Source organism: Cognatilysobacter lacus (genome assembly GCF_008274655.1).
GTDB classification, from domain to species: Bacteria; Pseudomonadota; Gammaproteobacteria; order Xanthomonadales; family Xanthomonadaceae; genus Cognatilysobacter; species Cognatilysobacter lacus.
Map to the genome: position 1 here is coordinate 1 of NZ_VTRV01000036.1, position 21703 is coordinate 21703.

Genomic DNA, 21703 nt, shown 5'->3' on the forward strand with positions numbered 1-21703 from the left:
GTGTCCACTGCCAGCCGCGCACTGCCCGATTCACTCCGGCCAGCCCCACGTGCGCGGACCGGGCGACCGTCGACGATCGCCACGCGCGGCGCCTGCACAGCGTTTTTGGTGGCGCCGGGCTTGCTGGCGGTCTTCAAATGCTGCGTCGACGCACCCGGCGGCCGCTCGGGCGCGCCGGCATCACCGCGTGCTCCCTCCGCGCGCTCGGACGACCATCCCAACTCCTGCGCCATCAACTTCAGCTGGCGATGCAGCTCGCGCCATTCGCGCATGCGCAGGAAGCCGAGGAAGTTCTTCTCGCACCAGGCGCGCAGCTTGGACTGCGTCAGGTCCGCATGCGCGTCCTCGTACGCCGACCACAGCTTCAGGATTCCGACGAACTCCGAACGCAGGTCTGCGAACTGCGCATGCGCCGCGTCCGCGGCGCCGCGCTGGTCCGACGGCCGCTCGCGCGGGTCCTGGATGCCGAGGAATGCAGTGATCACCAGCATTTCGCGCAGCACGTCGTGCGCGTTCGCGGCCACCAGCATGCGCGCGAGCTTCACATCCACCGGCAGGCGCGCCATCAGGCGCCCTATAACGGTGAGCTTGCGTTCCTCATCGACCGCGCCGAGCTCCGCAAGCTGCTGCCAGCCGTCGGTCACGGCGCGCGGATCCGGCGGTTCCAGGAACGGAAAATCCTCGATTCGCCCGAGTCCCAGCGCGAGCATGCGCAGGATCACGCCCGCAAGCGCGGCGCGGCGAATTTCCGGGTCGGTATACGGCGCGCGTGACTGGAAGTCCGGCTCCGAGTAGAGGCGGTAGCAGGTGCCCTCCGACACGCGCCCGCAGCGACCCATGCGCTGGTTAGCACTCGCCTGGCTGATCGGCTCGATGTGCAATCGGTCGAGCTTGGCGCGAGGGCTGTAGCGCTTGATTCGCGCGAGGCCGGGATCGACGACGTAGCGGATGCGGGGCACCGTCAGCGACGTCTCGGCGACGTTGGTGGCCAGCACGATGCGTCGCTGCGGCCCGGGGTTGAACACGCGATCCTGGTCCCGCGTGGACAGCCGCGCGTACAAGGGCAGCACTTCCGTATGCCGGTACTTGCGCCGCTCCAGCGCCTGGTGCGCGTCGCGGATCTCGCGTTCGCCGGACAGGAATACGAGCACGTCGCCGCGCGCGTCTTCCGACGTGATCTCGTCGCAGGCCGCCACGATGGCTTCGTTCACGGTTCGCGCGCCGTCGTTCGCGGCTTCGTCCGCGAGCAGCGCGCGCCGCGCGCCCGGCACCTGCTCCGGCCCGCCGTCCAGCGGCCGATAGCGCACCGACACCGGATACCCGCGCCCCTCGACGCTCACCACCGGCGCGTTCTCGAAGTGCGCGGCGAAACGCGCGGTATCGATGGTCGCGGAGGTGATGATCACCTTCAGGTCGTGGCGTCGCTGCAGCAGCTGCTTGAGATAGCCGAGCAGGAAATCGATGTTGAGGCTGCGTTCGTGGGCCTCGTCGATCAGAAGCGTGTCGTACTTGGACAGCCACCGGTCCGACTGGATCTCGGCGAGCAGGATGCCGTCGGTCATGAACTTGATGACGGTGTCCTCGCCGACGTTGTCGGTGAAGCGCACCTGGTAACCGACCGCCCCGCCCATCGGCACGTGCAGCTCGTCGGCGACGCGTCGCGCGACGGCTCGTGCCGCGATGCGCCGCGGCTGCGTGCAACCGATCAGCCCGGCGGCGCCGCGGCCGGCGGCCAGGCACAGCTTCGGAATCTGCGTGGTCTTGCCCGAGCCGGTTTCGCCGGCGATCACCACGACCGGGTGTTCACGGATCAGGTCGACAATGCGCTGGGCTTCGGCGGCGATCGGCAACTCGTCCGGTACCGCGCCCGACGGCAGCTTCCGCGCACGCGCATCGCGCAGCGCGATCGACGTCGTCAGCGCCTTTTCGAACGCATCGCGCCTGCCGGCGTCCGCGGGCGCCTGGCTCCAGCGCGACCACAGGCCATGCAGGCGGCCGCGGTCACGCGTCATCGCCTCATCGAGGCGGGCTCGCGCGGCCTGGAGCAGCCGGGGTTCGATAGAGGGCGTGGATGGGTCCAAGACGAAGATTCGATTTCACAACCAATGACGGGCGACCTATTGTCGCCCGTGACACGGCAAGACCCAGGAGACGAGACATGCAGAATGCAAACGACCCGCGCCGGACCACCGGCAATGGCAATGCTGCGATCGCCGGCAGCATGCCCGCGGTGAATATCGGGATCGAGGAAGCCGATCGCAAGGCGATCGCGGACGCCATGTCGCGCTTCCTCGCCGACAGCTTCACCCTGTACCTCAAGACCCACAACTTCCACTGGAACATCACCGGGCCGATGTTCAACACGCTGCACGTGATGTTCGAGGCGCAGTACACCGAACAGTGGGCCGCGCTGGACGATATCGCCGAGCGCATCCGCGCACTGGGCTTCAACGCGCCGGGTTCGTATTCGGAGTTCATCCGGCTTTCGTCGCTTCCCGAAGAGCCGGGCCTGACCGAAACCGCCGACTGGCGCGAGATGGTGCGCCAGCTCACGGTGGGCAACGAAGCGGTCTGCCGCAGCGCGCGCCAGGTGGTGGCGATCGCCGATCCCGCGGGCGACGACCCGAGTGTGGGGCTGCTGGGCGAGCGCCTGCAGACCCACGAGAAGTACGCCTGGATGCTGCGCTCGCTGCTGCAGTAAGCAGCATGCGGTGTGGCCCGGAAGGCCGGCCCGGCGCCGGCCTTCTTCATTTTGGGCCCCCGCCGCGAAAGGCCTGCCAGCCCGGGAGCCGACGGCCCGTGGCGGTCCACGGGACCGCGCGATGCGACGATGGGACGACCGATGCCGGCGTTTCAGCAGCCATGCGACCGGAACACCGGATAATTCCTACGGTCGACCGCGCCGCGTTCGGCTGGAGCGCGCCCGGCCGCCGCCCCATCCTCATGCCACGACCGGCCACCTGCCCCCGATGACGGACACCGCCCTAGACCTGCTCCACCGCATCTTCGGCCACACCGCGTTCCGGGGCGAGCAGGCGCTCATCGTCGACCACGTGACCGGCGGCGGCGACGCGCTGGTGCTGATGCCAACCGGCGGCGGCAAATCGCTGTGCTACCAGATCCCGGCGCTGCTGCGCGAGGGCACCGCGATCGTGGTCTCCCCGCTGATCGCGCTGATGCAGAACCAGGTGGAGGCGCTGCTGCAGGTGGGCGTGCGCGCCGCGTTCCTGAATTCCACGCTGGACGCCGCGGCGGCCGCGAAAGTGGAACGCGAGCTGATTGCCGGGGAGATCGACCTGCTCTACGTCGCGCCCGAGCGCCTGCTCACCGGCCGCTTCCTCTCACTGCTGGATCGCGCCAGTCTCGGCCTGTTCGCGATCGACGAGGCGCATTGCGTCTCGCAATGGGGTCACGACTTCCGTCCGGAATACCGACAGCTCACCGTGTTGCACGAGCGCTGGCCACACGTGCGACGCATCGCGCTCACCGCAACCGCCGATGCACCTACGCGTCGCGAGATCGTCGAACGGCTCGCACTCGAGGATGCCCGGCAGTTCGTCAGCTCGTTCGACCGGCCCAACATCCGTTACACCGTGGTGCCCAAGGACGGCGCCGGCACCCGGCAACTGCTCGACGTTCTGATCCGCCATCCCGGCCAGAGCGGCATCGTCTACGCGATGTCGCGCAAGCGCGTCGAGTCGGTGGCCGAGCAGCTGTGCAAGGCGGGACTGAAGGCGCTGCCGTACCACGCCGGCATGGATGCCGCCGTGCGAGCCGCCAACCAGCGACGCTTCCTGCAGGAGGACGGCATCGTCATGGTCGCGACGATCGCCTTCGGCATGGGCATCGACAAACCCGACGTGCGCTTCGTCGCGCATATCGACCTGCCGAAATCGATCGAGGGGTATTACCAGGAGACGGGACGCGCGGGCCGCGACGGTGATGCGTCCGAAGCCTGGCTCAGCTACGGGCTCGGCGACGTGGTGAGCCTGCGTCAGATGATCGAACAGGGCGAAGCCAGCAGCGAGCGCAAGCAGCTCGAGCTGCGCAAGCTCGATGCACTGCTCGGCTATTGCGAGGCGACCGGTTGCCGCCGCCAGGCGCTGCTGCGCTGGTTCGGCGAAGACCACGACGGCGCCTGCGGCAACTGCGACAACTGCCTGTCACCGCCGCAGACCTGGGACGGCACCGACGCGGCACGCAAGGCGCTGTCGGCGATCTATCGCACCGGGCAACGCTTCGGCGTCGGCCAGCTGGTCGACGTCCTTCGCGGCGCCAGGACCGACAAAGTCCAGCAGTTCGGGCATTCGGAGCTCGCCGTTTTCGGCGTCGGCGCCGACCTCGAGGACCGTGAATGGCGCAGCGTGTTCCGGCAGCTCGTCGCCGGCGGCTACATCGACGTCGATGTCGAACATTTCGGCGCGCTTCGGCTGACCGAGGCCGCACGTCCCGTGCTGCGCGGCGAAACCGCGCTGCGGTTCCGCACCGAGGCCAAGGCTACCGTGCGCCCGCGACGCGACCGGCGCGCCAGCGAAGCCGAAGCCTACGATCTCGATCCTGCGTCACTCGTGCGCTTCCAGTCATTGCGTGACTGGCGCGCCAAGACCGCGCGCGAACAGAACGTGCCGGCATACGTGATCTTCCACGACGCGACGTTGCGTGCGATCGCGGAGTCGGACCCGGCCGATCTGGACGACCTCGGCCGCATTCCCGGCATCGGCAGCGTCAAGCTCGATCGCTACGGCGAGGCGGTGCTGCAGCAGTTGTTCGACGCGGCGTGAGTGCGCGCGTCAGGGTGCGTCCTACCCCGGGAGATCGCACTCAGGCGTGCGATGCACTCACGGTTGCGCAGCTGCGCAACAGCGCCTCGTCCGCGCCCGCGGCGACTGCGAAGCCGTGCAGCCCGATGTCCAGCACCAGCGCATCGCCGAGCACGCGCAGTTCCAGGCTCACGGTGCGCACGTAGCGAAGCCCCGCAGGCGTCGTCGTCGGCAGCCCGCACGCGAAGCGCGTGGGCACCACGACGAGCGCACCATCAGGGCGTCGATACAGATCCAGCTTCACGAAATCCCCTCGGCGATGCCGGTGCACGCCGCAAGCGTGCGCGACAGCCTATAGCGAGTGCGCGCCGGCGGCCTGAACGATTTCCGCGGGCGGACGGGTGGCGCACATGTTCGGACCAACGGTTCACGGGTGTGACGCACGCACGTGGTTCGCACCGCCTCGACGGGCAAGGATCGCGACCACGCGACAGACGACGCGGCGCGGGTATGGAGGCGGGTGCCGTCGCCGAACCAGCCGGCGCGGGTCGCGACCGCTTCGCGACGTGGCCATCGACTATCGTGTCGGTGCAGATATTGAACGCCACGCGTGCGGCGTGATCGCTCGCAGGATGGCCCACCCGCGCCCGATCGTCTGCGACGACAGCTACAGCGCCCCTCCCCCTCTGCAACCAATGGACTGCCAATGAATCGTGTCGACAACCCGCTCGCCAAGGTTCCGGAAATCACGCTGGCGTTCTGGGTCATCAAGATCCTGGCGACCACGCTGGGCGAGATCGGCGGCGATGCCGTGACGATGTCCTGGCTTGGTGAAACCACGCCAAACGCCAGCGCGACGGCCTGGCACCCCGGCTATCTGATCGGCACTGGCATCTTCGCGGTGATTTTCGCCGCCGCCGTGGCATTGCAGATCCGCGCGCGTCGTTTCAGCCCCTGGATGTACTGGACGACGATCGTTGCGAGCACCACGGTGGGCACCACGCTCGCCGACTTCGCCGACCGCTCGCTAGGCATCGGCTACACGGGGGGTTCGACGCTGTTGCTGGGGCTTCTGCTCGCGTCGCTGTTCACGTGGTGGCGCACGACCGGCACGATTGCCGTCGACAGCGTCAGCGATGCGCGATCGGAGCTTTTCTACTGGCTCACCATCACTTTCTCGCAAACGCTCGGCACCGCGCTGGGCGACTGGGTGGCCGATACGCAGGGCCAGGGCTACGTCGGTGGCATCGAGATCTTCGGCGGGCTCCTGGTGCTCGTCGCGATCCTGCACTTCACCACGCGGATCTCGCGCACCGCGCTGTTCTGGGCGGCGTTCGTGCTGACGCGGCCGCTCGGGGCGGTGGTCGGTGATTTTCTCGACAAGCCGCTGGCCAAGGGCGGCCTGGAGCTAAGCCGTTACACGGGGTCGCTCGTGCTGCTCGCGGCTATCGCGCTATGCGTCGCGCTGTTTCCGCAACGGCCGGCCACGCGGGCGCATTGATGCGGCTGATCGGGCTGATCGGGCTGATCGGGCTGATGCGTGACCGTCTCAGTCTCAGCCGTCCAGCCGGGATTTTGCGGCTGGGCGCCTGAGACCGGGCAGGTCAGGTCAGGTCAGATGTCCAAGCAACGGGGCGCGCGCGGCGATGACGCGTTCGGCGCCGCCGCCTGCATACGCCATCCAAGGCGCCTTGTCCCGACGCGCGGCGCGCAAGCCCCGCCCCGGCGTCAGGACATCGACTCGAGGCGCTGGACCGCTTCGCGCTTGCCGAGGCCACGGAGCGCAGCAAGGGTTTCCCGCTGTCCCGCACGCGGCACCGCCTTGCCCGTCTCCCAGTTGTAGACGGACTGGCCGCTTGCACCCACAAGCCGCCCGAAGTCAGCGGCCGACAGGCCGAGCCGAGCGCGAAGAGACTTCAGGCCCTTGGCAACGAAGCGCGTGTTCGCCTTCGGCGCCTCATCGGTGGCGACGGCACGCTTCGCACCCTTGGACGCCGACTTCAGCTCGCGCTGCAGCGCGGCGACCTGTCGCTTCAGCTCGGCCACGTCGCGGCGGTAGCCGGCATTGGCCTTGCGCAGCGGGTCGACCGCGCCCTTGATCTCCTTTCGGGCCAGACGCGTGATCTCGCTTTTCAGGACAGAACTCAGGTTAGGCATCGATACGACCAGCGTTGGAGGAACGACCAGTCTATAAGAACGGCCCAACTTTGCCCGCAAACGTCGATTTCGTCGAAACCAGGACATTCCAGAAAGGCGCGAAAAGCGAACTCAGCCGGTGTTCGAAGTAAGCGCGGCGGCGCGTGCCGGAGACGCCTGCGAGCGACATTCGGCGCGCCTGGACCGAGCCGCCATGCATCGCCACCACCTTTCGGCTCAGGTCGCCCGGGCCGCCAGGATGTGCTCCAGCGACTGCGGGTGGGCGAAGAAATAGCCCTGCCCGAACACGCATCCCAGTGCCATGAGCGCGGTGCGTTGCTCCTGCGTCTCGATGCCTTCGGCCACGACTTCCATGCGCTGCGAGTCCGACAGCGCGAGTATCGCGCGGACCACCGCCGTGCTGCTGCGATCCTCGTCCATGCGCAGGTCGCCGACGAACGAGCGGTCGATCTTCAACGTGTGCATGTTGAAGCGATGCAGGTAGCTGAGCGATGAGTAGCCGGTACCGAAGTCGTCCAGCGCGACGAAGATTCCCTGCTCGTGCAGTCGACGGAACACGGCGCCGGTCTGCTCGGGATTGTCGAGCAGCGCGCCTTCGGTGATCTCGATGCGCACCTGCCCCGGCCGCACGCCGTGCTTGTTCACCAGCGCGAGGAATCGCGTATCCAGGTCCGGCGAACGGAAGTGCCGCGCGGAGAAGTTGAGGTTCACGTATTGATCGCCCTGCAGCAGCTCTGACGCCACGCGCAGTGCGTGGTCGAACAGCTGCCAGTCGAGCAGCTCCATCAACCCGTTGGCCTCGGCGACGGCCAGGAATGCCGCCGGCGGCAGGATGCCCTTCTCCGGGTGCCGCCAGCGCATCAGCGCTTCGTATCCGACCACGCTCGCGTCGTCGAGCCGGACGATCGGCTGGAAGTACGGGAAGAACTCGTTGCGCGTCGCCGCGTGGCGCAGCTGGCTCTCCGTTTCGAGCAGCGCCAGAGCCTGGTCATGAAGCTTCTCGTCGAACACCTCGAAGCGGTGGCGGCCGCTCGATTTCGCGCGATACATCGCGATGTCGGCGTCGCGCAGCACGTCCTCGGGCGACGCGTAGTTGGACGAACTGAGTGCGATCCCGACGCTGGCGCCGGTGAACAGGTCCTTGCCGTCGACTGCGATCGGCTCGCCGAGCGCTTCGATCACCCGCTGCGCCATGCGCATCGCATCGTCGGCCGCATGCACCTCCATCAGGATCGCGAACTCGTCCCCACCCAGGCGCGCGACGACGTCGGTGCCGGTTCGCACGCAGCGCGTGAACCGCGCGGCCACTTCCTTCAGCAACAGGTCGCCGACGAGGTGCCCAACGCTGTCATTGATGACCTTGAAGCGGTCGAGGTCGATGAACAGCACTGCGAACTGATGCGTACTTTCGCGGCGCGTATGCGCGATCGCACGCATCAGCTGGTCGCGGAGGTAGGCACGGTTGGGCAGGCCCGTCAGCGAGTCGTGCAGCACTTCATGCTTCAGGCGCTGCTCGATCTGCTCGCGCACGAGGATCTGTTCCGATAGCTCGGACGTACGCTCGGCCACGCGGCGTTCCAGGCCCGCGTACGCATTCTTCAGTTCGGCCGCGGCCCGCTGCCGCCCCAGGCCGTTGGCGATCTGGTAGCTGATGAAGGTCAGCACTTCGCGGTCCCGGTCGCTGAAGCCGACGCCGGCCGTGTAGCTCTGCACCGCGAGTACGCCCGTGACGCGATCGCCCAGCACCAGCGGCACGCCGAGCCAGACATGCGAGTCGGGACCGTATGTGACGATCTCGCCCGACGCCTCGAGCGCCTTGAGCTCCTCCAGGCCCGCCGGGTCGGTCTTGTCGAACAGGCAGGCGCGGCCCTGGCGGATCACGAATTCGGAGTAGCCACGTCCGAGGCGGCGGCTCTCGGCGCGGTGGCCGCGGGCGTCGACGTAATATGGGAAATGCAGGTGCTCGCCGTCGTCGGAAAGCAACGCGATATAGAAGTTGCGCGCGTCGAGCAGGCCGCCAATGATGCCGTGCACGGTGGCGTAGAACTCGTCGAGGTTGGTCGCGGTGTGCGACAGCTCGGCGATACGGTAGAGCGTCTCCTGGATGCGCACGGATCGGCGCCGTTCCTGCACTTCGAGCGTGAGCTCCTGCGTCCGCTCCTCGACGCGTCTTTCGAGCTCTTCCTGCGCCATCTTGCGGTCGAGCGCGGTCAGGATATGGCTGCCGACGTAGGACAGCAGCGCCTGGTCCGACTGCGTATAGCGCGGCCGCTCGATATAGCTCTGCACCACCAGCACGCCGCGCACGCGGTCGCCGAACAGGACCGGGACGCCGAGCCAGTCGAAGCAGCCCACGCCGATCGAGCGCTTCGGCCCGGTGATCTGCGCGTAGATGTCCTCGACTGCTCCCATCAGCGGCTTCTTGTCGCGGATGAGGTACCACGTGAGCCCGTGCTCCAGCACGGACATCGGGATGAACTCGTTCGCGTCGCGGATGACCGGATCGATCGTGTCGACCAGGTAGATGAAGCGCAGCGCGTCGGACTGGTCGTCGTACAGTGCGATGTAGAAGTTGTCGGCGTACATGAAACGGCCGACGATCGCATGCAGCTCGCGCAGCATGGCGTTGATGTCCATGCCCGAGCTCGCCATGTCGGCGATCGCGAACAACGCGGCCTGCAACTGTTCGGAGTGCGCGAGCTGGTGCAGCGAATCGGTGAGGCGTGTCTTCTCGAACTTGGTCTCCGCGATCGGGCCCAGCACGTCGGACAGCGATTCCACGCGCTCGCGCGACTCGGGGTGGTAGTCGGCGATGAAGCCGATGCCGAAGCGCCCTTCATCGATATGGATGGGGCACGCGATGCGGCCCTGCGCGGGATCGACCTCGGTGGCCGACCGGTCGCGCGAACGCGCCGCGATCTCGTCGTCGCCACGGCGCACGCGCGACCAGTCCTGCACCTGGTACGGACCTTCGTCGATGCGCCAGCCGACGACGACGTTGGTGAGGCCCTCGGCCTCGAGGTATTCAGCGATTCGGCAACCGAACGTGTGCAGGTCCGGCGCGTGCAGCAGGTGGCGCAGGAAGCGGCCGAACTCGCGGTGCTCGGCACCGTCGGCGTTCGCGGGTAGTCGGACGATCGATCCCATGCTTGCCCCTGCGGCCGTATATCCCGATACAGGCCTACTTCTTGTTATCGGCATCGTGCGGGCAATGTGTAGAGACCGCGAAATTGTGACTGCCGTCAAGGCGCGCTCGGACCCCGGGGGCCGCCGATGGCGGCCCTGCGACCCCTTCGCATGGCCGGGCGGCGGCGCCGCCACTCAGGGGAGAAATCACGCCACCGCCCGCGCCAGTGGCAATAATCCCGTCGATCCGGCCCCGTCGCCGACGGGCTCGCCCATGTCCACCGATGCAAATCTTCGTTTCCTCGATGCGCCGGGAGAAGTCCCGGCCCTGATGCGCGACCACGACTGGTCACAGTCCCCGCTCGGGCCGCCCGAGACTTGGCCGCAATCGCTGCGCAGCGTCGTCAGCCTGATGCTGCGCTCGAAGTTCCCGATGTTCGTCGCATGGGGGCCGTCGCTCGGGTTTCTCTACAACGATCCGTACGCCGAGATCCTGGGCAGCAAGCACCCGTCCGGGCTGGGCCGTCCGTTCCGCGATGTCTGGCTGGAAATCTGGGACGACATCGACCCGCTGGTCGATCGCGCGCTGCACGGCGTGGCGAGCTACATCGAAGACCTGCCGCTGACGGTACGCCGCAGCGGCTTCGACGAGTCCGCGTGGTTCACGTTCTCCTATTCGCCGGTCATCGACGAGCGCGGCGACATCGCCGGCATGTATTGCACGGTCATCGAGACCACCGCGAAGGTGGCCGCCGCGCAGGGCCGCATCGCGCAGATGCAGCGGCTGACCGCGATGTTCGAGCAGGCGCCGGGTTTCGTGGCGGTCGTGCGCGGCCCCGAACATGTGTACGAGATCGCGAATCCCGCGTATCTCGAACTGGTCGGCCGTCAGGGAATCGTGGGGATGTCCGTGCGCGAGGCACTGCCCGAGCTCGACCAGGCGCTCATCGCCCAGCTCGACCGGGTGCGCGAAACCGGCGAGCCCTACATCGGGCGCCGCCTCCCCGTCGCGCTGCCGCGCGGGTCCAACGGCGAACTGGAAGAGCGCATCGTCGACTTCGTGTTCCAGCCGATCGTGGACGACGGCCGGGTGGACACGATCTTCGTCCAGGGCACCGACATGACCGAGCAGGCGGCCGCCGAGCGCGCCGCCCAGACCGAGCGCCGGCGCCTCGATGCCGTGATCGACTCGTTGCCGTCGGGCGTTGCGATCGCCGAGCCCGGTGGCGTCATTACCCGCGTCAATGCCGCCAACCGCGAAATCTGGGGCATGGATCCGACCTCTGCCGGGCTGGAGCGTTATGCCGACTTCCAGGGTTGGTGGGCCGACGATTCCGCGCGCCACGGTCAGCAACTCGGCGGCGACGACTGGGCGCTGGCGCGCGCGATACGCGGCGATACGGTGCGCGGCGACATCGTGGAAATCCAGCCGTTCGACGGAAGCGCGCGGCGCACACTGTTGCTGCAGGCGACGCCGGTGCGGCTCGACAACGGCGAGCTGGCGGGCGCCGTGGTGGCGCAGACCGACATCAGCGAGCGCGTGCGTGCGGAAGTCGAACTTCGCGCGAGCGAGGCTCGCTTCCGCACCATCGCCAACGCGATGCCGCAGATGCTCTGGTCGACGCGTCCCGACGGCCACGCCGACTACTACAACCGCCAGTGGTACGAGTTCACCGGCATGCCCGAGGGCGCCCATGAAGGCACCGGCTGGACGGTGGTACTGCATCCCGACGACCAGGACGAAACGTGGTCGCGCTGGCGCCACAGCCTGGCCAGTGGCGAGGACTACGAAACCCAGTACCGGCTTCGCCACCATTCGGGCCAGTACCGCTGGGTGCTCGGACGCGCGGTCCCGGTACGCGACGATCGCGGCGACATCGTGCGCTGGCTCGGCACCTGCACCGACATCCACGAACAACGGCTCGCGCGGGAAGCGCTGGAACGAAGCGAGCGTGCGCTGCGCGAGACCGATCGCCGCAAGGACGAGTTCCTCGCCATGCTCGCGCATGAGCTACGCAACCCTCTGGCGCCGATCAGCACCGCTTCGCAGTTGCTGATGATGTCGTCGGATCCTTCGCGCGTGCGCGCAGCCGGCGAGGTGATCGGGCGCCAGGTACGCCACATGACCGAACTCGTCGACGACCTCCTGGATGTCTCGCGGGTGACGCGCGGCCTCGTGCAACTCGATCTGGAAACTCTCGACCTCAAGACCGTCGTGGCCAGCGCGATCGAACAGGCGCGCTCGCTGATCGACATGCGCCGGCATGCGCTGAGAACGCGACTGCCGTCCGGGCCGCTGTGGATGCGCGGCGATCGCACGCGGTTGACGCAGATCGTATCCAATCTCCTGAACAACGCGGCCAAGTACACGCCCGAGGGCGGCGAGCTGGCGCTGGATGCCGGACACGCCGATGGCGCAGTGCACCTGAGCGTGTGGGACAACGGCCAAGGCATCGACGCCGCGTTGTTGCCGCAGATCTTCGACCTGTTCACGCAGGCCGAGCGCTCGCCGGACCGCGCGCAGGGCGGGCTCGGCATCGGCTTGGCCCTGGTGCGCAGCCTGGTCGCGCTGCACGGCGGCACGGTGACCGCGCAAAGCGCGGGCAGGGGCTGCGGCGCCACGTTCACGCTGGCGATTCCGGAGGTGGCGCCCCCGGACGCGCACCCCGCGGGCGTGGACAGCCAGCCCATCAAGGCGGGCAGCGCACTGAAGGTGCTGGTGGTCGACGACAACGTGGACGCTGCCGATACCCTGCGGAGCCTGCTCGAGGCGTACGGGCACAGCGTGCGTGTGTTCCATCGCGCGAAAGACGCGCTCGAATCGATGCTGTCCGAGCCCGCGGACGTCGCGTTCCTCGACATCGGCCTGCCCGACATGACAGGCCTGCAACTGGCACGCAAGGTCCGCGAATCACTCGGCGATCGCAGCGGCGTGCTGGCCGCACTCTCGGGTTACGGGCAGCCCCAGGACTACGCCGATTCGCGGGAGGCCGGGCTCGCGTTCCACCTGGTCAAGCCGATCGACGTACCCAAGCTGCTCGAAGTGCTCGAGGTCGGGCGGGTTGCGGCGAACGCCGCAGCGGCGGTGGCGCTCGCGCCAAGCTGACGCGCCAAGTGCGCACGGACGCGGTATCGATCAACGGATCGGTCGAGACGATGTCGCGCCACGTTTCGAGGATCGCGGATCGCCGCTCATGGTTGTAGGACGCGTACGCCGAAAGCGCGTCGCCGATCTGATCCGATCCGTCCAGCCGCACCTCGCGTTCGCCGGCCGCAGGCCGCAGATCAGGAGACCGCGCACCGGTGCCGACAGCCCCCGGCGGCCTCCAAATGCCTGTGAAGCGACTCGGTCGCGTCGGCGCAGGAGACTTCACCGCCGGTGGCATTCGCGAATAGCGACCAGCACCTGAACCGGTTGGGTTCCCGCCCCGAACGCGTCAGCCAATTGATCCATGTCAAGTGGCGACGCAACGCCGCGCGTAGCCTTTGCATCAACGACAGACACCAACGCGCAACGCGAAGCGAGGCCCACCATGAATACGCTGATCACGCCCGTCGTCCACACTCCCGCGGGCGTCGACATCGACGTGCACCATCGCACGCAGGACATGTCCGACCGCGTGGCGCTGGGCATCACGCGCGGCCTGCGCTTCCTCGCCGACACGTTCTTCGCCAAGCGCTACGGCAACCGCGCGATCGTTCTGGAGACGGTGGCCGCCGTGCCCGGGCTGGTGGGCGCTGCGCTGGTCCACCTTCGTTGCCTGCGCTGGATGCGCGACGACCGCGGCTGGATCCGCACGCTCATGGAGGAAGCCGAGAACGAGCGCATGCACCTGATGACGTTCATCGAGATCGCCCGCCCTAACCGCCTGGAGCGCCTGCTGGTGCTGGTCGCGCAGGCCGGCTTCTTCACCTTCTTCCTCCTGCTCTACCTGCTGTCCGCGCGCACGGCGCACCGCCTTGTGGGCTACTTCGAGGAGCAGGCGGTCATCAGCTACAGCCAATACCTGCAGGAGATCGACGCCGGCCGCGTCGAGAACGTGAAGGCGCCGAAGATAGCGATCGATTACTGGCAGCTGCCAGCGGGCGCGCGCCTTCGCGAGGTCGTGCTTGCCGTGCGCGCCGACGAAGCAGGCCATCGCGACGTCAATCATGGCTTCGCCAACGAACTGCGGCCCACGGCCGCGGCCGAAGGGCGCGCCACCTCGGGCTGACATCCGCACGAGCAGAACGACGCAGACGGCGGAGGGCGACCTCCGCCGTTTTCCGTTCGGGCGCACACGGGATGGCCGGCTTGATCCAGATCAAGTCGCGCGTGACGGCCATGTCGACAATTGCCGCCTGCTCAAGATAATTCCCGCGAAGGCCCGTCCATGACTGTCCTCGATGCACCGCCTGCCGCACCGGTCGCGACGACCGCCAGCCCCCCGCGCCCGACGGCCGCCTACAACGATCGAATCGTCGTGCAGTTCTCGCTCGCGACCGTGCTCTGGGGCATCGTCGGCATGTCCGTCGGCGCGCTGATCGCGGCGCAGCTGTACTGGCCGGACCTCACCTACGGCATTCCCTGGCTCAGCTACGGGCGACTGCGGCCGCTGCATACCAACGCGGTGATCTTCGCCTTCGGTGGCTCCGCGCTCATGGGCACCAGCCTGCACGTCGTGCAGCGCACCTGCGGCGTGCGCCTGATGTCCGATCGGCTCGCCTCTTTCGTTTTCTGGGGCTGGCAGCTGGTCATCGTGTCCGCCGCGGTGACACTGCCGATGGGCCTGACGCAGGGCAAGGAATACGCAGAACTCGAATGGCCGATCGACCTGCTCATCGCCGTGGTGTGGGTCGCCTACGGCGTGCTGTTCTTCGGCACGATCGCCAAGCGCAAGACGCCGCACATCTACGTCGCCAACTGGTTCTACGGAAGCTTCATCATCGCGGTCGGGCTGCTGCACATCGTCAACAACATCGCGATCCCCGCCGGCGCATTCAAGTCGTACAGCGTGTACAGCGGCACCGTCGATGCGATGGTGCAGTGGTGGTACGGGCACAACGCCGTGGGCTTCTTCCTGACCGCCGGCTTCCTCGGGATGATGTACTACTTCGTTCCGAAGCAGGCGCAGCGTCCGATCTACTCGTACCGCCTGTCGATCGTGCATTTCTGGGCACTGATCGCGGTGTACATGTGGGCGGGCCCGCACCACCTGCAATACACGGCACTGCCGGACTGGGCGCAGTCGCTCGGCATGGTGTTCTCGCTGATCCTGCTGGCGCCGTCGTGGGGCGGCGCGATCAACGGCGTGCTGACGCTTTCGGGCGTGTGGCACAAGCTGCGCACCGACCCGATCCTCAAGTTTCTCGTCGTGTCGCTCTCGTTCTACATGATGGCGACGTTCGAGGGGCCGATGATGTCGATCAAGACGGTCAACTCGCTGTCGCACTACACCGACTGGACGATCGGCCACGTGCATGCCGGTGCGCTGGGCTGGGTGGCGATGATCACCATCGGCTCGATCTATTCGATGCTGCCAAGGCTCGTCGGCGTCGAGGCGATGCACTCGACCAAGGCGATCGACACGCACTTCTGGCTGCACACCGTCGGGGTGGTGTTCTACATCGTCGCGATGTGGATCGCCGGCGTGACGCAGGGCCTGATGTGGCGTGCCACCAATGCCGACGGCACGCTGACGTACAGCTTCGTCGAAGCGCTCAATGCCACTTATCCCTACTACCTGATCCGCCTCGGCGGCGGCCTGCTGGTGCTGGCCGGCATGCTGCTGATGGCCTGGAACGTGCTGAAGACGCTGGGCGCGGGGCGCATGCCTCTGCCGGCCGCGCGCATGGCGCACGCCTGAGGACATGCCGATGAGCAACCACGCACACGAGAAAGTCGAAAAGAACGTCGGCCTGATGGCGATGCTGATCGCAGTCGCCGTTTCCTTCGGCGGCCTCGCCGAGATCGTTCCGCTGATGCATCAGGCCGAAGCAATCGAACCGCTGCCCGGTGTCAAACCCTATCCTGCGCTCGAACTCGCCGGGCGCGACGTATACGTTCGCGAGGGCTGCTACAACTGCCACTCGCAGATGGTGCGCACGCTGCGCTTCGAGACCGAACGCTACGGCCACTATTCGCTCGCCGGCGAATCGGTCTACGACCATCCGTTCCAATGGGGCTCCAAGCGCACCGGGCCGGACCTGGCGCGCGTGGGCGGGCGCTATTCCGATGACTGGCACCGCGTGCACCTCAACCAGCCGCGCGACGTCGTGCCCGAATCGAACATGCCGGGCTTCCCGTGGCTCGCGGAGAACAGCGTCGACGGCGCCACCATCACCCGGCACATGAAAGCGCTGCGCGCGATCGGCGATCCGTATACCGACGCGGACATCGCGGGCGCAGCGGCAGCCGTGGATGGAAAGACCGAGCTCGATGCGGTGATCGCCTACCTGCAGGACCTCGGCAAGCACGCACCGAGGGGAGGCTGAGCCATGGTCGCAGGCATCGTCACCGCCGTACTCCTTGCGCTGTTCCTCGTGGGCTGGGCGTGGGCATGGCGCCCGGCGCGCAAGGCCGAATTCGACGCGGCCGCGCGATTGCCGCTGGTGGACCTCGAGGAGGGCGCCCCGTGAGCACCGCATGGTCGTGGTACGTGATCGCGCTGGTCGCGCTGAACATCGGCGGCTGCGTGTGGCTGCTGTGGTGGACGGGACGTCGCCGCCCGGGCGACCCCAAGCCGACCGACACCAGCCACGTCTGGGATGGCGACCTCACCGAATACAACAAGCCGCTGCCGAAGTGGTGGATCAACCTGTTCTACATGACCATCGCGTTCGCCATCGGTTACATCATCTGGTTCGGCGGCCTCGGCCGCTACCCCGGGTATGCGCACTGGTCGTCGGTGCAGGAACACGCACGCGAGAAGTCGGCGGAAGACGCCAAGCTGGACGCGACGTTCGCGCAGTTCGCCGGCAGGCCGATCGACGTGATCGCGCGTGATCCGCGAGCGGTGTCGATCGGGCATTCGATCTTCGCGAACACCTGTTCGGGCTGCCACGGCTCGTCGGCGCGTGGCGCGCTCGGCTATCCCAACCTCACCGACGACATCTGGCACTGGGGCGGCACGCCCGACCGCGTGCTTGAAACCGTGCTCGATGGGCGCGAGGGCGTGATGCCACCGTGGGGCAAGGTGCTGACCGGCATGGGCGGCGACAACGCGGTCGACTACGTCGCCAGCTACGTGCAGTCGCTGTCGGATCCGAAAGGCCTGGAGAACAACTTCATGGCCGCGCAGGGCAAGTCGCTCTACGAAGGCCTGTGCGTGGCGTGCCACGGTCCGGACGGCAAGGGCAACGCCGCGATGGGCGCGCCCAACCTCACGGACGATTACTGGCTCTATGGCGGCAGCAAGCAGCAGATCATCCAGACGATCACGAACGGGCGCCACGGCGTGATGCCCGCGCACCGGGCGCTGCTCGGCGAGACACGGGCACGGCTGGTCGCCGCGTACGTCTGGTCGCTGTCGCATGGGCCGGCGCAGGTCGCCGCAAAGTAGGGGAAGCCATGTCCAGCGCCTACCCGTTCGACCACCCGCCGCGCCCGATGGCGCAACGTGTCGGCGCCATCCTGTGGCCGAGCTTCTTCGCCGCGGGCATCGCGACGATGGTGTTCTTCGCCTACGTGGACCCGCTGGTGCTGCGTGACATGACGTTCCCGCGCCTGTCGATGACACGCGAGCTGGGATACACGTTCGGGTTCTTCGCGTTCTGGCTGGCGACGAGCGCGTCGAGCCTGTTCACCTGGCTCCTGCTGCGGCCATCGAGCCGATTCAACGCGCCCTTGCCGACCGAGCGATGAGCCGTCCCATTCCCCTGCACGTAATCGACGAGCCCGCCGGCCTGTACGCCAGCGAGCGCAAGGTGTATCCGCGTTCGGTCCACGGGCGGCTCAACGGGCTTCGCGTCGTCGCGGTCGTCTGGCTGCTCGGCATGTTCTACGTCACGCCGTGGCTGCAGTGGAACGGACGGCAGGCGGTGCTGTTCGACCTGCCGGCGCGTCAGTTCCACATCTTCGCGATCACGTTCTGGCCGCAGGACTTCCTGTTCCTTGCGCTGTTGATGATCGTTGCCGCACTCGCGTTGTTCTTCTTCACCGCGCTCGCCGGGCGCCTCTGGTGTGGCTACGCGTGCCCCCAGACCGTCTGGACCGAAGTGTTCCTGTGGATCGAAAGCTGGACGGAGGGCGACCGCGCGAAGCGCCTGAAGCTCGACGCGGGCGCGTGGACGCGCGAGAAGATCCTGCGCAAGGGCGGCAAGCACGTGTTGTGGGCGACGTTCGCGCTGTGGACCGGCTTTACCTTCGTCGGATTCTTCAAGCCGATCGCCGATCTCGCGGGCCGCACGCTGCCGTTCGGCTGGAGTGGGTGGGAAACGTTCTGGGTGCTGTTCTATGCGGTGGCAACCTGGGGCAACGCGGGCTTCCTGCGCGAGCAGGTGTGCAAGTACATGTGCCCGTACGCGCGTTTCCAGGGCGCCATGTTCGATCGCAACACGCTCATCATTGCCTACGATCCCATGCGCGGCGAGCCACGCGGCCCGCGCAAGCGGGGGCTGCCGAGCGTGCTCGAGAGTGCGCGCGGCCTTCTCGACAGGGCGCTCGCCTACGACTACGTGTTCCGCGCCAACCAGCACCCCACGGCCGCTGCAGCCGCAGCAGGCGCACGCGGCACGATCACCTTCGGTGGCGCCGATCTCGTGGCCGCACCGTTGCCCAGGTTCGCAGCGGACGCGCTCGGTGACTGCATCGACTGCACCGTCTGCGTGCAGGTCTGCCCCACCGGCATCGACATCCGCAATGGCCTGCAATACGAATGCATTGCCTGCGGTGCCTGCATCGACGGCTGCGACGAGGTGATGGGCAAACTCGGCTACCCGACCGGCCTGATCCGCTACACCACGCAGAACGCGATCGACGGCCGGCCGACACGTATCGCGCGGCCGCGCATCCTGGTGTACGGCGCCATGCTGGTGGCGATCACGCTGGCGTGGACCTGGGGCATCACCCACCGCGCGCCGCTCACGGTGGAGGCGTTGCGCGATCGCAATGCGCTTTACCGGCCGGTGCCCGATGGCATCGAAAACGGCTACCAGCTCAAGCTCGCCAACCGCACCGACACGCGGCGCCAGTACCGCATCACCCTCACGAGCGCGGCGACCGGCATGACCTTACGTGGCGGCCCGCAGACGGTCGCGGTGCCGGCCCAGGCGGTGGTTCCCGTCGACATCACCGTCCACGCGTCCGCCGCCACCACGGGACGCCACGCACTGCGATTCAACGTTGATGCAACGGATGGAAGCGCGCACGAAACCGTCGACAGCAGCTTTTTCGGACCCCTCTAATGGATACGGCAGCGCGCTCCCAATGGAGCAACCCGGTGATGTGGCTGGTGGTCGGCCTGCCGCTGGTGTCGATGGTGTTCGGTATCGGCCTGGTGGTGATCGCCGACCGCGACGCCGACGATGCGATCGTCGACAAGGTGGACCGCACCGGGCAGATGCAGGTCGCCAACCTCGACGCCGACTCACGCGCGAAGCAGCTCAGGTTGGGCGCCGTGATGCGGTTCACGGGCGATGCGGTGCAGGTCATCCCCGTGCAGGGTGCGTTCGACCGGCACGCGCCGCTGCGGTTGAGCCTGCTGCATCCCGCGCACTCGGCCGCCGACCGCGTGGTCATCGTGCAGCCCGATGCGCTGGGGTGGCATGCGGCGTCGACGGTCGACGCGCGCCAGGAATGGAACGTGCGGCTGGAACCGATGGATGCACATTGGCGCATCAGCGGCCGTCTGCCCCGCGGCCAGCACGCGGTCGCCCTGCAGCCCGCGATGCAGGACCCGGGCTGAGCCCGTGAACGCGGCCACCGCTCCCGCCGCGATGACCGTGGCCCGCTGCTTCCATTGCGGCGAACCGCTCTTGGGGGTGCCGGCGCAGGTCGAGATTGAAGGCGCATTGCAGGCCTTCTGCTGCGACGGGTGCGCCGCTGCGGCGCAATGGATCCGCGACGCCAGCCTGGGCGACTACTACCGCCTGCGCAGCGAGGCGTCGTCGCGCGTCGACCGGGACGCCCTGGATTTCACCGCATGGGACCGCGACGACGTGATCGCCGGCCACGTGCGCGACGTGCCCGTCGGCCGCGAGATCACCATCCTTACCGATGGCATGCGCTGCGCCGCCTGCGCGTGGCTCATCGACCGCGCGCTGAGCCGCGAGCCGGGTGTCGTCGAGGTCACGGCCAACGCGATCACCGGTCGCATCCGTCTGACGTGGAATCCGGAGATCGCACCGCTGTCCGACGTGTTGCGGCGACTCGCGCTGCTCGGCTACCGCCCCTATCTGGCGGCGGGCCATGCGGACGAAGACGCCCGCCGCCACGCGCGCAACCGCTCGCTGCTGCGCATCGGGCTTGCCGGTCTCGGCGCGATGCAGGCGATGATGTTCGGTGAAGCCCTGCTGCTCGACACGCCCGGAGCAATGGCGGTTTCGACGCGCGACTTCCTTCGCTGGATCACTTTCCTGGTATCCACGCCGGTCGTGTTCTATGCCGGTTGGCCGTTCCTCGAAGGCGCGTGGCGCGAACTGCTGCACCGCCGCCTCGGCATGGACGTGCTCGTCGCCACGTCGACGCTTCTGGCCTACGGCGCGAGCGTCACCGAGACCGTGCGGGGCGGCGCGCATGTCTGGTACGACGCGGCCGTGATGTTCGTGTTCCTGCTGCTGGTCGCGCGCAGTCTCGAGGAGCGCGTCCGCCGCACCGCGAATGCGCGCGTGGACGCGCTGGCGCGTGCGCGACCGGTGCTCGCGGTGCGCGAACTCGCAGGCGGGCGGCGCGAAACCGTGGCAGTGACCGCGTTGCGCATAGGTGATATCGCCTGCGTCGCGGCCGGCGAACCGGTGCCTGCCGACGGCACGCTGCTCGACGCGTCCGCGCGCTTCGAAGAATCGCTGCTCACCGGCGAACCCGACGCGGTTGCCCGCCACGCCGGCGACAGCGTGTTTGCCGGGGCCATCGGTCGCGACCGCCCCGCGCGGATCCGCGTCGACCGCATCGGCGCGCAGACGCGGCTGTCCGAGCTGACGCGACTGGTCGAACAGGCGCAGATGCACCGCCCGCGACTGGCTCTCGTCGCCGACCGCATCGCCGGCGGTTTCGTCGTGTCGATGCTGATGGTCGCCACGGCCACGTGGTTCGCCTGGCACGTGCACGCGCCGGAACGCGCGCTGGAAGTGACGCTCGCCGTACTCGCGATTTCGTGTCCTTGCGCGCTCTCGCTCTCGGTCCCCGCCGCGCTGGCCGCCGCGCATGGCGGGCTCGCGCGCATCGGCTTGCTGGCGGTACGGCCGGACGCGCTCGACCGGCTCGCGCGCGCGACCGACATCGTGTTCGACAAGACCGGCACGCTGACCACACCCGGCGTGTCGCTAGGTGAGGTGACGACATTCGATGGCTTCGCTCGCGACGACGCGCTGCGGATCGCCGCGTCGCTGGAACGGGGCAGCACGCATCCGCTCGCCGTCGCGTTCGCAGGCATCGACGCGCCCGCCGCGGAGAACGTTCGGCTCGTTGCCACGCAGGGGATCGCGGGTCGTGTCGACGGTGCCGACTGGCGCATCGGGCACGC

At 67.9% G+C, this 21703-nt stretch carries 17 protein-coding genes; 13 read left to right on the top strand and 4 right to left on the bottom strand.

Translation table 11 applies throughout. The annotated features are described in order from the left end of the window. On the bottom strand, positions 1-2012 hold a 2012-nt coding region (gene hrpA / locus FW784_RS04960; protein WP_149352251.1), incomplete at its 3' end, for an ATP-dependent RNA helicase HrpA. A 146-nt stretch (positions 2013-2158) separates the two neighbouring features. On the opposite strand from hrpA, the gene FW784_RS04965 reads away from it, so the two are divergent. Beyond that, the gene (locus FW784_RS04965) at positions 2159-2701 is read left to right on the top strand and encodes a Dps family protein (RefSeq protein WP_149352252.1); all 543 of its coding nucleotides are present in this window, start codon (positions 2159-2161) and stop codon (positions 2699-2701) included. A 268-nt stretch (positions 2702-2969) separates the two neighbouring features. Continuing rightward, the gene (gene recQ, locus FW784_RS04970) at positions 2970-4781 is read left to right on the top strand and encodes a DNA helicase RecQ (protein ID WP_149352253.1); all 1812 of its coding nucleotides are present in this window, start codon (positions 2970-2972) and stop codon (positions 4779-4781) included. A gap of 40 nt (positions 4782-4821) precedes the next feature. On the opposite strand, the gene FW784_RS04975 is transcribed toward recQ, so the two are convergent. Then, on the bottom strand, positions 4822-5064 hold the full coding sequence (locus FW784_RS04975) for a hypothetical protein (protein WP_149352254.1): 243 nt from the start codon (positions 5062-5064) through the stop codon (positions 4822-4824). Positions 5065-5466: 402 nt separating this feature from the next. Here FW784_RS04975 and FW784_RS04980 point away from each other — a divergent pair, with 402 nt between their 5' ends. Continuing rightward, the gene (locus FW784_RS04980; protein WP_149352255.1) at positions 5467-6261 is read left to right on the top strand and encodes a COG4705 family protein; all 795 of its coding nucleotides are present in this window, start codon (positions 5467-5469) and stop codon (positions 6259-6261) included. Between the two features lie 227 nt (positions 6262-6488). Here FW784_RS04980 and FW784_RS04985 read toward each other — a convergent pair whose 3' ends face one another. Further along, positions 6489-6917, bottom strand: a complete 429-nt coding sequence (locus FW784_RS04985) for a helix-turn-helix domain-containing protein (protein WP_149352256.1) — start codon at positions 6915-6917, stop codon at positions 6489-6491. Positions 6918-7133: 216 nt separating this feature from the next. Then, a complete protein-coding gene (locus tag FW784_RS04990) occupies positions 7134-10064 on the bottom strand; it encodes a bifunctional diguanylate cyclase/phosphodiesterase (RefSeq protein ID WP_187770681.1) in 2931 nt (976 codons plus the stop codon). A gap of 253 nt (positions 10065-10317) precedes the next feature. Between FW784_RS04990 and FW784_RS04995 the strand changes: the two genes are divergently transcribed. From FW784_RS04995 to FW784_RS05040, 10 genes are all read left to right on the top strand, one after another. Beyond that, complete coding sequence (locus FW784_RS04995) at positions 10318-13149, top strand: PAS domain-containing protein (protein WP_187770682.1); 2832 nt, start codon at positions 10318-10320, stop codon at positions 13147-13149. Between the two features lie 427 nt (positions 13150-13576). After that, positions 13577-14257, top strand: coding sequence for an alternative oxidase (locus tag FW784_RS05000; RefSeq protein ID WP_149352259.1), 681 nt, complete (start codon positions 13577-13579; stop codon positions 14255-14257). 159 nt (positions 14258-14416) lie between these two features. Then, positions 14417-15889, top strand: a complete 1473-nt coding sequence (gene ccoN / locus FW784_RS05005; protein WP_149352260.1) for a cytochrome-c oxidase, cbb3-type subunit I — start codon at positions 14417-14419, stop codon at positions 15887-15889. Between the two features lie 10 nt (positions 15890-15899). Next, a complete protein-coding gene (ccoO, locus tag FW784_RS05010) occupies positions 15900-16517 on the top strand; it encodes a cytochrome-c oxidase, cbb3-type subunit II (protein WP_425481588.1) in 618 nt (205 codons plus the stop codon). A gap of 3 nt (positions 16518-16520) precedes the next feature. Beyond that, a complete protein-coding gene (locus tag FW784_RS05015) occupies positions 16521-16661 on the top strand; it encodes a cbb3-type cytochrome oxidase subunit 3 (protein ID WP_149352262.1) in 141 nt (46 codons plus the stop codon). Then, on the top strand, positions 16658-17584 hold the full coding sequence (gene ccoP, locus FW784_RS05020) for a cytochrome-c oxidase, cbb3-type subunit III (RefSeq protein ID WP_149352263.1): 927 nt from the start codon (positions 16658-16660) through the stop codon (positions 17582-17584). The genes FW784_RS05015 and ccoP overlap by 4 nt, the downstream gene beginning before the upstream one ends. 8 nt (positions 17585-17592) lie before the next feature. After that, on the top strand, positions 17593-17886 hold the full coding sequence (locus FW784_RS05025) for a hypothetical protein (protein WP_149352264.1): 294 nt from the start codon (positions 17593-17595) through the stop codon (positions 17884-17886). After that, positions 17883-19427: a 4Fe-4S dicluster domain-containing protein gene (locus FW784_RS05030; RefSeq protein ID WP_149352265.1), complete on the top strand. Its 1545-nt coding sequence runs from the start codon at positions 17883-17885 to the stop codon at positions 19425-19427. Before FW784_RS05025 ends, FW784_RS05030 begins: the two co-directional genes overlap by 4 nt. Continuing rightward, on the top strand, positions 19427-19927 hold the full coding sequence (locus FW784_RS05035; protein ID WP_149352266.1) for a FixH family protein: 501 nt from the start codon (positions 19427-19429) through the stop codon (positions 19925-19927). The genes FW784_RS05030 and FW784_RS05035 overlap by 1 nt, the downstream gene beginning before the upstream one ends. A 31-nt stretch (positions 19928-19958) precedes the next feature. Next, positions 19959-21703, top strand: a 1745-nt coding sequence (locus tag FW784_RS05040; RefSeq protein WP_149352267.1) for a heavy metal translocating P-type ATPase, incomplete at its 3' end; no start/stop codon positions are given.